General features: G+C 53.3%; 10 protein-coding genes and 1 riboswitch. All 10 genes read right to left on the bottom strand.

Going from position 1 to position 14,009, the window contains the following annotated elements:
* Positions 1–95: 95 nt before the first annotated feature.
* A riboswitch (TPP riboswitch) is annotated at positions 96–205 on the bottom strand.
* Positions 206–299: 94 nt separating this feature from the next.
* The 10 genes from BBD38_RS10275 to BBD38_RS10230 all read right to left on the bottom strand — a co-directional run bounded on the left by BBD38_RS10275 (position 300) and on the right by BBD38_RS10230 (position 14,001).
* Entirely contained in the window at positions 300–1,367 is a 1,068-nt protein-coding gene (locus BBD38_RS10275; RefSeq protein WP_066687837.1) for a DNA recombination protein RmuC, read from the bottom strand.
* 129 nt (positions 1,368–1,496) lie between these two features.
* A complete protein-coding gene (locus BBD38_RS10270) occupies positions 1,497–1,997 on the bottom strand; it encodes a TspO/MBR family protein (RefSeq protein WP_235829127.1) in 501 nt (166 codons plus the stop codon).
* A 143-nt stretch (positions 1,998–2,140) separates the two neighbouring features.
* A complete protein-coding gene (locus BBD38_RS10265; protein WP_066687835.1) occupies positions 2,141–3,499 on the bottom strand; it encodes an MATE family efflux transporter in 1,359 nt (452 codons plus the stop codon).
* 218 nt (positions 3,500–3,717) lie between these two features.
* Positions 3,718–5,526, bottom strand: a complete 1,809-nt coding sequence (locus BBD38_RS10260) for an L-fucose isomerase (RefSeq protein ID WP_147568141.1) — start codon at positions 5,524–5,526, stop codon at positions 3,718–3,720.
* Positions 5,527–5,674: 148 nt separating this feature from the next.
* Complete coding sequence (locus BBD38_RS10255; RefSeq protein ID WP_066687830.1) at positions 5,675–6,844, bottom strand: substrate-binding domain-containing protein; 1,170 nt, start codon at positions 6,842–6,844, stop codon at positions 5,675–5,677.
* Positions 6,845–6,910: 66 nt separating this feature from the next.
* Positions 6,911–7,921 (bottom strand): ABC transporter permease, encoded by a 1,011-nt coding sequence (locus BBD38_RS10250; RefSeq protein WP_066687828.1) that lies wholly within the window; start codon positions 7,919–7,921, stop codon positions 6,911–6,913.
* 15 nt (positions 7,922–7,936) lie between these two features.
* A complete protein-coding gene (locus BBD38_RS10245) occupies positions 7,937–9,427 on the bottom strand; it encodes a sugar ABC transporter ATP-binding protein (RefSeq protein ID WP_066687826.1) in 1,491 nt (496 codons plus the stop codon).
* 257 nt (positions 9,428–9,684) lie between these two features.
* Positions 9,685–10,659, bottom strand: a complete 975-nt coding sequence (locus tag BBD38_RS10240; protein WP_066687825.1) for a substrate-binding domain-containing protein — start codon at positions 10,657–10,659, stop codon at positions 9,685–9,687.
* A complete protein-coding gene (locus BBD38_RS10235; protein WP_066687824.1) occupies positions 10,652–12,421 on the bottom strand; it encodes a cache domain-containing sensor histidine kinase in 1,770 nt (589 codons plus the stop codon). The genes BBD38_RS10240 and BBD38_RS10235 overlap by 8 nt, the downstream gene beginning before the upstream one ends.
* 2 nt (positions 12,422–12,423) lie before the next feature.
* Entirely contained in the window at positions 12,424–14,001 is a 1,578-nt protein-coding gene (locus BBD38_RS10230) for a response regulator transcription factor (RefSeq protein ID WP_066687822.1), read from the bottom strand.
* Positions 14,002–14,009: the final 8 nt, after the last annotated feature.

Below are 14,009 nucleotides of genomic sequence, written 5' to 3'. Positions count from 1 at the left end.
AACCCTGATAACCTGTGTCGGCCGAATGAATGAAAGTTGTTTGAATCCGCAAAAAAAAAAATTCTTTCCGCGGCCAAACGAAAAGAACTTTTCAATCAATGTGAAAAAAAGCGCTCCCTCCGCCAGTATTAACCGGATCAGGTTCAACGGGTCTAAGCTCTTGCTTACTCTCAGCCGCCCTGCGGCGACTCCCCTGCTTCAGCAAACGGCCCCAAACCATACGGTTCAACGCCCCATTTGCTTCACTATGCAGTTTTTACTTTTTTAATATAGCAGAACCTTTTCCGGCTGTCAATGCGTCATTCGCCGAAGCTGTCCACGTCCGAAAGGCGGGTCTGGATGCGGATCGACCGTTTTTGCACGGATTCCAGGTGGTTTTGCGCCGCCGCGAGGGAGTTCTGCGTTTTTTGCAGCATATCGCCGAAGGCTTCAAATTCCGCCTTGATTTCCGTAAGCATCCCTTCGATTGCCGCCGAATGCTCGCGGATGGCAAGGGTACGGAATCCCGTTTGCAGGCTGGTGAGGAATGCGCCGAGCGTGGAAGGCCCCGTCACCATAACCCGGTATTTGCTTTGCAGCCTGTCCACAAGCCCAAGGCGGATTACCTCCGCATACAGCCCCTCGGACGGGAGGAACATGATTGCGAAATCAGTGGTCTGCGGCGGCCTCAAATATTTCCCGCTGATCTTTTTCGCCTCGGTAAGCACCGCCTGCACGAACTCTTTTTGCGCCGCCGCGAGCGCCTGCGCATCTCCGCTGTCGCCAAGCGCAAGCACGCGCGCATAGCGGTCCATCGGGAATTTGGAGTCGATGGGCAGCAGCACGTCGCCGCCCCCGTCCTGCGGCATTTTCACCGCAAATTCAACTGTACTATCTCGTGTAATACGCGCATTTTCAACGAATTGCCCGGGGGCAAGGAAGTCCGAAAGAAGCTTATAAAGCTGCACTTCGCCCCAGATTCCCCTTGTTTTCACCCCGGAGAGGATATTCTTCAAATCGCCGACCCCGCTCGTGAGGGCGCGCACCTCGCCCATGCTTTTATATACCTGCTCGAGCTGTTCGCTGACGCGCGCGAAGGATGTGGAAAGCCCGCTTTTCAATGTGGTGTCAAGCTTCCGGTCTACGGAAAAGCGGATTTCATTCAGCTTCTCTTCCACGGTGCGCCGCAAAACCTCCACATTCTGCCCGTTCACCGCCGAAGCCTTGTTTACGGTGTCGAGGACCATCCCCGAAAGGATGTGGAACTGGTTCGTAAGCTCCGTCCGCAGCGCCGCAGCGTCGTCCGTTTTCCTGTTTTGCCGCGCGAGGATCACAACACATAAAACCACGAGCACGGCAAACCCCGCCGCTACCAAAATTATCTCCATGCCATAAAACCTCCATCCGGCTTTCCGCCAAATATATCATAGCACGGGCGCGTTACAAACAAGGGTTCCCGGGCGCAAAAAAAATTCCGGCAGGAAGCCCTGCACGGAATTTTTTTGTGCATATCTATATTAATTTAGGAGAATGATCCCAAAATTGAGATATCCGGCGAAGGTCAGCCAGACAAGGTAGGGTATTTGCAAATTCCCGGCAGCCGGTTTTACCAGTCTCATCGCCCGGATCATGAAAAACACCAGCAGCCACATTCCCACGAGCCATATAAATGCGAACACATAATTGCGTGCGACAAAGAAAATGAACATCCAGAAAAAGTTGAGGACCAGCTGCACGACATAGAGTGTAAGCGCGCGGCTCCTGTATGGCGATATTGTCATATACACCATATAGGACGATATTCCCATCAGCACAAACAGCGTCGTCCACACAACCGGGAATAAGAAGCCGGGCGGGGAAAGCGGCGGTTTCACGATATCGTTGATATAGATATCCATACTGCTGCTGGTAAGGATGCCGGACGCGGCGCCCACGCCTACACTGATTAAAAGGCAAATAATCAAAACCTTCCAGTCTATTTTATGAGGCATTGCCTGTGTCATTGAATAAGTATTCATAAAATCCCTTCTTTCGCATGATATTTATGCCTATAATTAAACCTCCCCGCTTTGTTCAATCAAAAAATTCCCGTCCCGGTAATATTTTAATGTAGTGCTTCGCCGCACAAAAAAAGGGCGCCGCCGCCCTTCGCGCCCCGCCCTTACCGGTCGATGATATGAAGCTGTTTCCACTTGCCCCGGTAATAAACCGCCATGGAAATAATATCCGCCGCCGCCCAGCCAATGGGAATCGACCACCAAATCGCCGAATATCCGACATTTAAAGAAGCCAGGATGTACGAGAAGGCGACGCGCAGGCCAAGGTCCACCGCGACCACGGTGAGGAACGCCTTTACATAGCCCGCGCCGCGCAGGATTCCGTTGTGGATCATAACAAGCGCAAACGGGAAATAGAAAAGGGATACCTCCCGCATGTATTCCGTGCCGATGCGCACCACGTCGCTGCCCGAGTCCTGGACGAAGATGCCCATGATGGACGGCGCAAAGAAAAAGAGCAGTATGGCGCTTGCCGCGGCGTAAATTACGGATACTTTAACCATCGCGACGCGTCCCTCGTTCACGCGCTCGATTTTCCCCGCGCCGATATTCTGCGCGGTAAAGGTGGTCATGGCGTTTCCCATACTGCTGATGACAATTTTAAAAAAGGAGTCTATTTTAATCGCGGCGGAATAGCCGCCGATTACAACAGGGCCAAAACCGTTTACAAGGGCCTGTATGGCAAGCTGCCCGATGGATACGGCGGACATGTTGAGCATATTGGGCACGCCGATGCCGGCAATCTTCCGCAGGATGGGCCAGCTGAAACGCGGATACTTTTCTTCCGCCCGCACCCTTTTAAGGCGGCCAAACAGCCATACCATCGCAAGCAGCGCGGAAATGCCCTGCGCAATAAACGTCGCCCACGCAACGCCCACAACGCCTTTTTGAAACGCCGCCACGAATATAATATCGAGCGCCACGTTAAAAAGGGATGAAAAAATCAGGAAATACAGGGGCGTTTTTGAATCCCCGAGGCCCGCGAACACACTTGTCGCCGCATTATATAAAAACAGGAAAATAAGGCCGCCAAGGTAAATGCGCAGATAAGCCGCGCTGTCGTCAAAAATCGAGGCGGGCGTATTCAAAAGGTTCATCAGCGGTTCGCAGAAAATGAAGCCGAACGCCGTGCATACCCCGGCGAGCACCGCCATGGCAATAAAGATCGTTGAAATAGACGTTTTCATCGGGCCAAAGCGTTTTGCCCCAAAATATTGGGATACCACCACCGAGCTCCCGAGCCCGGCGCCCATGGCAAGCGTAACAAACAGCATCGTAATGGGATAGGAGGCCCCTACCGCCGCAAGCGCGTCCTCGCCCGCGAAGTTCCCGACCACAACGCTGTCCGCCACATTATACAGTTGCTGGAAAACGCCGCTTAAAATAAGCGGCAGCGCGAACCGCAACAGCACAGAGGAAGGTTTCCCCACGCTGATGTCCCGCGTTACTTCCGAACCTTTCATGAATTCCGCCTTTTTCAAATTATTACAATCCCGGCCGCTTGCCAAACCGTGTTTAACTAAAGCATGCTTTTAAACCTAAACCAGTATAGTCTTTTTTGCAGGGGATTTCAAGATTTCCCGATTCCCATCTTTTCGCAAAAGAAAAAATGCGGTCCTGCCGACCGCATTTTTTCGGAGAGTACTTATAAAAAACAGAGGAAAGTATTTCCGGGCATTCCCTATTTATACAACGGGCCGTAATTCCTGCAGGCCCTGTAATCCGCACCTTCCCTGTCCTGCGTTCCAAACGCATTCCACGCCGCCGGGCGGAACAGCTTTTCTTCGCTCACATTGTGCATATTCACCGGAATCCGCAGCATGCTTGCCAGCGTAATCAGGTCCGCGCCCACGTGCCCGTATACAGACGCGCCGTGGTTTGCTCCCCAGTTTGCCATCACGCTGTACACATCCGTAAACGCTCCTTCCCCGGTCAGGAGCGGGGCAAACCATGTGCACGGCCAGCCCGGGTCCGTCCTGTCCCAAAGAACCTTGTTCATGTCATCGGGAAGCTCTACGGTGTATCCTTCTGCAATCTGCAATACCGGCCCAAGGCCCTTCACCAGGTTCATCCGGCACATCGTGACCGGCATGCCGCCGCGGGTTTTGAATGTGGAGGAAAAACCGCCGCCGCGGAAATATCCCAGGTTTCCGGGCGTCCATTTGGTCGCGTCGAGGCACTTCTGCGCCTCCGCTTCCGTAATCTCCCAGAAAGGCTTCATCGCCGGTTTTCCGTCCTTTTCCTGCTCGCCCGAAGCGTCGAGGGCCGCCGCGCCCGAATTAATCAGGTGGATAATCCCGTTCTGGGCATAGCCGGTAAGCTCTTTGCCCGTCACGCGCTTCACCGCCTCCGGACTCCAATAGGTGCGCACGTCGCTGAAAATTGCCGCCGTATTCGTCACAAGGTGCCCGAGGAGCATTGCAACGCCGTTCAGGCAATCGTTTTCCGTCGCCACGACAAGGGGCTTCCTGATCCCGTTCCAGTCAAACGACGAACACAGCATCGACTCCATAAAGTCTCCGTTCGGCATGAAATCCGTCCACTGCCGCTGTCCCTGGAAGCCGGCCGCTATCGCATTGTTTCCGTTTCCTTCCTCGTTCCAGCCGCTTTCTTTCACTTTCTCGTTTCCCTGCATCATATCGCGCACGATCATCGCCATCTTTACGCAGTATTCCCACTCCGCGTCCTTTTGCTCCCGGCTGTGGCCGTTTTCGCCGTTATACAGGTCGTCGTTTTCCTTACAGTTTTCCTTCACCCATTTGAGCGCCCGTTCAAATTCTTCCTTATCGTAAATTTCGTTCTCTACGCGCCGGATGATTTCGCTCATATCCTTGTATTCGCACCGCATACCGAGGTATTCCTCAAAGAAATCCGGGTTTACCATGCTGCCCGCAATGCCCATTGCCACATTGCCCACCGACAGGTAGGATTTTCCTTTCATCTCGCCTACGGCCACCGCCGCGCGCGCAAACCTCAGGATTTTTTCCGCCACGTCGTCGGTAATGGTATCGTCGTCCGCATCCTGTACGTCATGTCCGTAAATTGAAAACGCGGGGATGCCTTTTTGCGCATGTGCGGCAAGCACCGCGGCAAGGTATACCGCGCCCGGCCGCTCCGTCGCGTTAAGGCCCCAAATGGCCTTCGGCGTTTTCGTGTCCATATCCATGGTTTCGCTGCCGTAGCACCAGCACGGCGTTACCGTAAGGGTCGCGCACACGCCCTCCCGGTCAAACTTTTCCTGGCATTTCGCCGCTTCCGCGAATCCGCCGATTGTGGTATCCGCGATCACGCATTCCACCGGATTTCCGTTTTCATCATACACGTTTTCACGGATCAGCGCTGCCGCCGCCTTTGCCATGCGCATCGTCTGTTCTTCGAGGCTTTCCCGAATCCCTTTTTCACGTCCGTCGATTGTTGGCCTGATTCCTATTTTTACCATTTTGCTTTTCTCCTTTTTCCTATGTAGATTTACCCGCCGACCGGGGATCATTCACCGCTTTAGCCTTCCCTCCCTGCATGGGAGGAAAGGCCAAAACCATCCGGTTTTCCCCACACCTGTATTAATTATATAAAAATACCGGATATAAAGCATAAATTTTTTCGGAGGCAGCAAACGCTGCCTCCGAAATTGTTATTTCTTAGTCGTAAACGAGTTTTGCAATATCTTCATCGTCGATATTGGAGGCATTGTACCATTTTGCGCCCGTATCAACGTCGGCAACCGTCTCGCCCTTTGCAGCCTTAACCGCGAGGTCTACCGCCTGGTAGCCGATCTGGTAGGGGTCCTGCGTCACGGAGCCCAGGAACCATCCGTTGCGGACTGCCGTTTTCTGCGTTTTGCCTGCGTCAAAGCCTGCAACTGTCAGGTCTTTGTACGTGCCGTTTTCCCTGTCGAGGTCCGCGCCGTCATTGGTCGCATTCAGGAAACCTGTAACGGAACCTTCGTTCGAGCAGAACACGCCGATCAGGTTCTCTTCCTGCAGGGCCGCGGAACCGATGTTTTTCAGGTCGGCCGCGTCCGTCGTCGGAGCGATGTGCACGGAGATGATAACCGCCGGAGTCTGCGCCGAATCCTGCTTATACAGGTCGTGTCCTTCTACCGCAACCTGGTCCGGGAAAATTTCTTCCGCGGCAGCCTTGAAGGTGTCGATGAAGCCCTGCGTACGCTGTGTAACGGAGGTGGAGGTTGCATCCTGGGAAAGAACCGCAACCCTGACCGGGCTGTCCGGCGTAGCCGCCTTTACTTTTTCTGCAAACGCGGAATCTTTCATCATTTCCGTTGCGGCAAGGCCTGCGGCGGCAGCGTTATCCGTTGCGGCAGTCGCCTTTACCTGTCCTTCGGGAGCATCCGGAACGCCGGAGTCAAAGCCGATTACCGGGATTCCAGCCGCCGCTGCGTCCGTAAGCTGGGACGTAACAGAACCGGTGTCAAGAGCCGCGAGGCAGATTGCCGACGGGTTCTTGGAAAGAGCGCTGTTCAGCATGTCAACCTGTGCCTGGATGTCGCTTTCAGACGGCGGTCCCTGGAAGTTGATGGCAACGCCGAGTTCCTGTCCGGCAGCCTCTGCGCCTTCCTTAACAACCTGCCAGAACTGATGCTGGAATCCTTTTGCCACGAGTTCTACCGTGATGTCGCCGCTTGCGGCGGGCTCGGACGCTTCCGTGGATGCTTCCGTAGACGCCTCAGGGGCGGTGGATGCTTCCGTGGATGCGGACTCGGACGGAGCCTCAGCCGCCGGTGCGCATGCTGCGAACACAAACGCGCAGGCCAGGGCCACCATGAGAATACTGATTAATCTTTTTTTCATTTTAGTTCCTCCTTAAGAAATAGCTTTCTTTATTGCAATCAGGTTCAATTCCTGAAACGCACTTTGTTATGCCGCCTTCACCTTGTTTGCGGATTTCTGGCGGTAAATGTCCATCAGCACCGCGAGGATAACGACCACGCCGACGAAGAACGTCTGCCACTGCGGCTGCAGGCCGATGGAAGTAAGCCCTGTTTTCAGCACCGCCATGATGAACACGCCGATAAACGTACCCGACATGGAGCCGACGCCGCCCGCGAGCGACGTGCCGCCGATAACGACAGCCGCGATGCCCTGGAGCTCAAGGCCGTTACCGGTTCCGGGGAGGACCGTCGTATAGGTCGCGCCATACATGATTGCCGCGAACCCGACAAAGAATCCATCCACAACATAGTCGAGCGTGAGCCATTTTGCCGTATTGATACCGGAGAGGCGCGCCGCTTCTTCGTTGGAGCCGATCGCAAACGTATATTTGCCGAATTTCGTTTTATTCAGCAGGAACATCGCGAGCAGGAAGAAGCCGACCAGCCAGAAAATACCTGTCGGGAAACCGCTCTCCGTTTTAAGGAACACGGTTTTAAACCATCCGTCCGTTTCCGCCGCCGTGGGCCAGCGCTGCGTCTGTACGGAGGTAATGATCGAACCGAGGCCCTGTGCAATCATCATGGAGCCCATTGTTGCGATGAACGCGGGCAGCCGCAGCCGGGCGATCAGTATGCCGTTCAGCAGGCCGAACGCAACCGGGATCAATACCGTAAGAACCATCGCGCCGATCAGTGGCCAGCCCCATGCGTTGTAGGCATAGCCGCCCACAAGCGCGCCGCACATCATCACCGTGCCGAGTGAAAGGTCGATCCCACCGGTGATAATCGCGAACGTTACGCCGAGCGCCAGGAAGCCGACAAAATATGCGGATTCCAGGATGTTTGAAATAAATGTAGCGCCGTTTACGTTCCGGCCAAACACACCGTATATGAAGAAAAATAAAAACAATATAATCAGTGCGCCCGCCGTCAGTAGTTTCTGCAGGTCGAATTTTTTTCCGCCCTGCTGCTTCAATGCTTTCGCTTCGTTACTCATTTTCCCCTACCTCGCTTAACTTCTTTGTGTGGCATACTTCATGATGCCTTCCTGTGTTGCTTCGCTGATATCGATCTCGCCTGTCATTTTCCCTTCGCACATGACGAGGATACGGTCGCTCATCCGGAGCAGCTCGGGCATTTCAGAGGAAATCATGATAATGGACTTCCCTTCTGCCGCAAGCCTGTTCATCAGCTTGTATATTTCGCTTTTCGCCCCGACGTCGATTCCGCGCGTCGGTTCGTCAAAGATCAAAATGTCGCAGTTGCGGACAAGCCATTTCGCGATAACGACCTTTTGCTGGTTGCCGCCCGAAAGGTTCCGCACAAGCTGCCGTATGGAGGGAGTCTTAAGGTCGAGCTTTTCCACATATTCCTTTGTGACCCCGGCAATTTTCCCTTCATTTACGATGCCGCCGTGCACGAATTGATCCATCGTCGCCATCACCGTGTTATCCGCCACCGACAGCCCCACCGCGAGTCCGAACGCTTTCCGGTCCTCGGAGAGGTAACCGATTCCGTTTTCAACCGCGTCCTCGGGGCTTTCGATTACCGCTTCCTTGCCGTTCACGAATATCCTGCCCTCGGTTTTCGGGTCGGCCCCGAACACGAGCCGCGCCGTCTCCGTGCGCCCCGCGCCCATCAGGCCTGCAAAACCGAGGATTTCGCCCTTTTTAAGCTCGAACGATACGTCGCGCACCATCGGCGAGGAAAGGTGTTCCACCCGCAGAACCGTGGGAGCGTCCGCCGGAACCGCGCTATGGGTCTTGGGTTCCTCATAGATCGTGCGCCCTACCATCATGCTGATGATCTGGTCCATATCCGTGTCTTCCGTCCTTACCGTGTCCACATACTGGCCGTCCCGCATGACCGTGATGTCGTCCGTAATAATCTTCAGTTCTTCCATCCGGTGGGAAATATACACGATGCCCACGCCCTTGGTTTTCAAATCCCGGACAAACCGGAACAGCTCGTCAATTTCCGAACTGGTAAGCGCCGCGGTCGGCTCATCCATAATCAGGATGTCCGCATTGAGGGAAATCGCCTTTGCAATTTCAATCATCTGCTGCTTTGCCACCGTAAGTCGCCCAACCGTCATATCCGGGTCGATATCGAGGTTCAGGGACGCGAGAAGCTCTTTTGTCATTTGGTTCGTTTTCTTTTTATCCAGCGTAAGGCCCTTTTTCGGCTCGCGCCCGATGAAAATATTATCCGCTACCGTAAGGTGGGGCATCAGGTTGAGTTCCTGATGGATCATACTGATCCCGTCCCCCAGCGCATCGGCCGGGGTTTTATAATGCACTTCCCGCCCCTTGACTACGACCGTTCCGCTGTCCCTCTCATAAATACCGGTGAGCACTTTCATCAGAGTTGATTTCCCTGCGCCATTCTCACCGACAAGGCCGTGTACCTCGCCCTTTTTAAGTTCGATCTGCGCATCGTCAAGCGCATGTACGCCGGGGAACCGTTTCTGGATATTTTTCATGCTTACCACAACTTCAGCCATGTACTGTTCACCCCTTTACCCTATTCCATTCGTTTAAAATAATTTAGAAATAATCCTGATTTGCTTTTCTTATATCTACACTATACGGCCTGGAGCGCAAAAAGATAATAAACAAAACCACACAAAACATTAAAGATTCAACACTCTTTTTTGCTTTGTGCGGTTTTGCGCGCAGCCAAAAGCCGGCCGTGCAAGGCTGGCGGATTTTCAGTTTTCCATGATATGAAAAAGGCTTTATAGCAGGATTTTTCGCACTTTTATACGAAGGGATAAATTAATTTTTGGATTTCTTCCTCGCACATATTTTCCTTGGTGGCAAACGCAAAGCCCGTATCTATATTGGTTGTGCGCAGCGTGCCGTCGTACGCTTCCACGGCGGCCTGCACCGCCATATATCCCATATTGAACGGCATCTGGACGGCGAACCCGTCCACGATTCCGTTTTCCAGCGCTTCATTCTGTACGGTGGAGCTGTCGAAAGCATAGAAATAGATATCATCGCGGCCGGACTCCTTAATCGCCCGCGACACGCCTTCCGCCGAAATCTGGTTGGTTGCGAACAAGCCGGTGATATCCGGGTTCTCCCGGAGGATTTCGCTTGTTGTCTCATAGCTTCGGTCCGTGCTGTCCCCAATGTCGTACGTCCCCATAATTTCCATATCGGGATAGTTCTGGATGCCGCGCATAAAGCCCGCAGTCCGCTGCTGGGCCGTAGTGGCCTGCGGGGAATGGGAAATTACCGCAACCCTTCCCTTGCCGTCCATCGCTTTGCCCATTGCGTCGCCAACGCGCTTGGCCGCCTCATAATTATCCGTGCCCACGAAGCAATTTTCCACATTCTCGCTGAGCCCGGAATCCACTATAATCAGCGTAATTCCCTTTTCCCTGATCTCCTTTGCATAGGGAAGCAGCGCGTCCCGGTCGGCGGCGGCAAGGATAATCATATCGGGGGCGCTTGCGATGGCCTTCCGCACCGCTTCAACCTGGCCCTCCGTATCCTCCTCGGACATTGCCCCGTCCACCGTAAGGTTCACGCCGAATTCCTTCGCGCCTTCCTTGGCTCCCTTTTCCAGCAGCTCCCAGAACTCAAAGCCCGGCTGCCTGGATTTCACGATCAGCGTCGCATCCAACACCCGGTTCGTCGCATTTTTCTGCACGAGAAAAATCCCGAATGTAACAAATATTCCGGCAATAATCAGCGAAATAATGATGTAAAAGGTTTTCTTAGCCATCCTGGTCCGTCCTCTTCCTTGCAGGCAGCGTCACGATGACGCGCGTTCCCTTCCGGTATTCGCTTTCCACCGCAATCCCATATTCCGTGCCGTAATAAAGCTCGATCCGTTCCCTGATGTTGCGCATCGCCACGCCGCCGTGGCGGACGGCGCTTTTCCGCCCCGGCTCAAATACGCGCCGCAGTTCATGCGGCCGCATTCCCCGGCCGTCATCGTCGATTATAAAAGTAAGCGTTTCCTTATCCACAAATCCGCGCACCCAAATGGTCCCGCCGTCCGGATTGTTCTTAATGCCATGGTAAATCGCGTTTTCCACAATGGGCTGCAAAATTAATTTCGGCATGGTAAGGGCCAGCGCCTCCTCTGAAACCTCAATTTTGTAATCGAGTGTTTCATAGCGCATTTTCTGGATCACAAGGTAATTGCGCACATGCTCGATTTCGTCGCGTACGCTGATGATATCCTTGCCCGAAGAAAGGACGATGCGGAAATAGTTTGCCAGCGCAACCGTAATTTCCTTGATCTTTTCGCTCCCCGATTCCTCCGCGATCCATACGATGGTATCAAGCGTATTATATAAAAAATGCGGGTTGATCTGCGACTGGAGCGCTTTGAGCTCGCTTGTGCGGATCATTTCCTGGTCCGCCACAATTTGCTCCATCAGTTGTTTTACATTGCTTATCATGGAAGAAAGGGACGCGGCAAATTTTTCCGTTTCAAGGGTGCCCCGGATTGCGAAATTCGCATCGAGGTTTCCCTGTTCCACTTCATTCACCGCAAGCTCCAGGCGGGAAAGCGGCTTTGTAACATACCGCGCCATTTGCACGGAACCGATGAAGGCCGCGAGCGCCATCAGCAGGGTAAGAATAATATACAGGGTAATCATTTCGCGCGAAGAAGCGACGATCTCGTCCAGGAAAGTCACCCCTACCATTTTGAAATCCGTCCCCGGAATATCGCTGATATTGTAAAGCTTATTTTCGTCCCGGAGTTCCAGCGTCGTGTCGCTCGTCCCCAGCACGTCCTTTACCCGTTCGGTTTTCAGCCCGGAATAAACCAGCTGGAGCTGCGGGTGGTATACCATTTTCCCATCCGCGTCGACGATAAAAATATAGCCCTTGGAGCCGAGGTTAATGTCGTTTAAAATGTCGTCAATGGCGCTGTAGTTCAGTTCGACAAGCTGCGTCCCGATAATTTCCCCCGTCGCCGCGTTGAGGATGCGGCGGGAGAGCGAGATGACCCATGGATTATCCCCCTGGGTCATGGTCCTGACCTGCGTTCCGGTAAGGGTCGGGATATCGGTTACATAGTCCTCCACATTGCGGTACCATTCGTCCTGCGTAATATCGTAGTTTTCCTTCATCCGCAAAGTGGCGGGCACATAGACCGGATTATTCTCTTTGTCAAAGATAAAAATCGAAACGATATTTTTATCGATCTGCGGCAGGTAATTGAGGAAGTTCCTGAAATTTGCCCGCGTGACCCCCGCGTCCTCGGCCTCCGGGTCTTCAAGGTAACGCATCACGTCCTTGTTGGTGTTGATAATACCGGAAATGCTTTCAATGTTGCTGATGTAACGCCCGATGTTCTTGCCGACCTGCGAAAGGATAACCTCCGTATCCGAAATGGTCCTCCCGCGCATGCTCTCGTAGGAATAGTAATAGGAAACCACGCTCATGAGAATCAGGATCACTACCATGAACAGCGAAAAGCATAATATAATAATCGTCGATATCCTTTTCGGGGCGCGCGCTTTTTTCATTTCTATTTTTGTTCCTTGAATTGCTTGGGAGAGATACCGATCAGCTTTTTGAATACCGAGCTGAAATAGGTCTGGTGGGTAAAGCCCACCCTGGTCGCAACCTCGTACACCTTGCTTTCCGGCTCTTCAAGCAGCTCCGCCGCCCGTTCGATCCGGAATTCGTTCAGGTAATCGACGAAGGTCTTCCCCGATTCCTTTTTCAAAATCATGCTGATATAGCCGGACGAAAGGAATAAATCCTCGCTGCATTTTTTCAGGTTCAGGTCGCTGTCCCCATAATTCTTTTCGATATATTGGGTGATTTTCAGAAACAGCTGGCCGCTCCGCGATTTCATGGAAGCCACATAGGAAAGCGTTTCCTGGTAAAGCTTCTTCACCCACTCCTCGGCCTGTTCCAGCGTTTCAAACTGTTCGAGGACCTTCACCGGGTCAAACGATGCGTCCCGGTGCTCGCCCTCGGGATGCAGGCGTGAGCTCATGGATTCCATGGTGTTCGATATACTCAAAAGCAGGCGCAGCAGCATGCTTTTGCAGCGGGTGACATCCGGCGTGACCTGCCGAAGCTGGGAAAAAAACTCTTCAATCAGCGCGTTGCTTTTTTCCGCATCGCTCGAATACATCACGGTCAAAAGCTCCCGCTCGGTTTGTTCGGGATAATGGAAATCCCCGCTCCTGTGTTCTTTCAGGTCCCCGTAATGGATGATATTTTGTTTGGAAAGCACAAAGGTGCATTCCAGCGCTTCCCGCGCCTGCTCGGCAAGCGTCGGCAGGTCGGCGAGCGTCCCCTTTCCGGAAACTCCAAAATCGACAGGTATCTCAATAAAATCCAGAATGTTGTGGTAAATATCCATCAGCATTTCTTCCAGGCTGTGGCGCGCGGCGCATGAAACCACCATGGCGAGCTCGCTTTTATAGGTCTCGAAGGCGAAGCCCGTACGCGTATCGCGCAGCAGCTCCCCGGCAATATTCAAAATCGCAAATTCCGCAAGATGGTCGTCGGCGGCGTCCGCCCAGATTTCGCACCTTGAAAGATAGTCTTTCATGATAACAAAATAAATATTTTGGTCCTTAATCTGCGCGTAATCCAAAAATGCGGAAAGCTCCTGCTCCTGTCCCGCACGCTTTTCCCGGCGCAGCACCGCGTTGAGGACCGCGGCCGCCGCCTTGCCCTCGTCCGGTTTCGCGGGCACGCGCTTGCTTCGCTCCTCCGCAATTTTTTCAATCTGGGTCTTTACGACGGCTTCCACCATTTCCCGCGTAATCGGTTTCAGGATATAGTCGTCCACTCCCGCCCGAAGGGCGCTGCGGGCATACTCAAAGTCGTCAAAGCCCGTAATAATCACAATCCTGATCTGCGGATATTTCTGTTTCACAATACTCGCAAACTCAAGTCCGTCCATTTTTGGCATACAAATATCAAGCAGGATAATATCCGGTACGTTTTCAAGCACCTGCTCGAGGGCCTCCACGCCGTTTTCCGCTTCAGCCACCATCTCAATATCCAGTTCGTTCCAGTTGATGCTCCTTTTGATGCCCCGACGCACCAAGGCTTCGTCGTCGACAATTAAAATTCTGTACATGAATTTCC

This window comes from Christensenella intestinihominis (assembly GCF_001678845.1).
Classification (GTDB): domain Bacteria; phylum Bacillota; class Clostridia; order Christensenellales; family Christensenellaceae; genus Christensenella; species Christensenella intestinihominis.
Note: the sequence above shows the minus strand (reverse complement) of the source record. Positions and strands in the feature narration are given on the sequence as shown.

Excerpts from the sequence above, each read along its gene's own strand:
- BBD38_RS10275 (WP_066687837.1), bottom strand. The coding sequence starts at position 1,367 with ATGGAGATAATTTTGGTAGCGGCGGGGTTTGCCGTGCTCGTGGTTTTA.
- BBD38_RS10230 (WP_066687822.1), bottom strand. The coding sequence starts at position 14,001 with ATGTACAGAATTTTAATTGTCGACGACGAAGCCTTGGTGCGTCGGGGC.
- BBD38_RS10235 (WP_066687824.1), bottom strand. The coding sequence starts at position 12,421 with ATGAAAAAAGCGCGCGCCCCGAAAAGGATATCGACGATTATTATATTA.
- BBD38_RS10260 (WP_147568141.1), bottom strand. The coding sequence starts at position 5,526 with ATGATCCCCGGTCGGCGGGTAAATCTACATAGGAAAAAGGAGAAAAGC.
- BBD38_RS10270 (WP_235829127.1), bottom strand. The coding sequence starts at position 1,997 with ATGAATACTTATTCAATGACACAGGCAATGCCTCATAAAATAGACTGG.
- BBD38_RS10265 (WP_066687835.1), bottom strand. The coding sequence starts at position 3,499 with ATGAAAGGTTCGGAAGTAACGCGGGACATCAGCGTGGGGAAACCTTCC.
- BBD38_RS10245 (WP_066687826.1), bottom strand. The coding sequence starts at position 9,427 with ATGGCTGAAGTTGTGGTAAGCATGAAAAATATCCAGAAACGGTTCCCC.
- BBD38_RS10240 (WP_066687825.1), bottom strand. The coding sequence starts at position 10,659 with ATGGCTAAGAAAACCTTTTACATCATTATTTCGCTGATTATTGCCGGA.
- BBD38_RS10250 (WP_066687828.1), bottom strand. The coding sequence starts at position 7,921 with ATGAGTAACGAAGCGAAAGCATTGAAGCAGCAGGGCGGAAAAAAATTC.
- BBD38_RS10255 (WP_066687830.1), bottom strand. The coding sequence starts at position 6,844 with ATGAAAAAAAGATTAATCAGTATTCTCATGGTGGCCCTGGCCTGCGCG.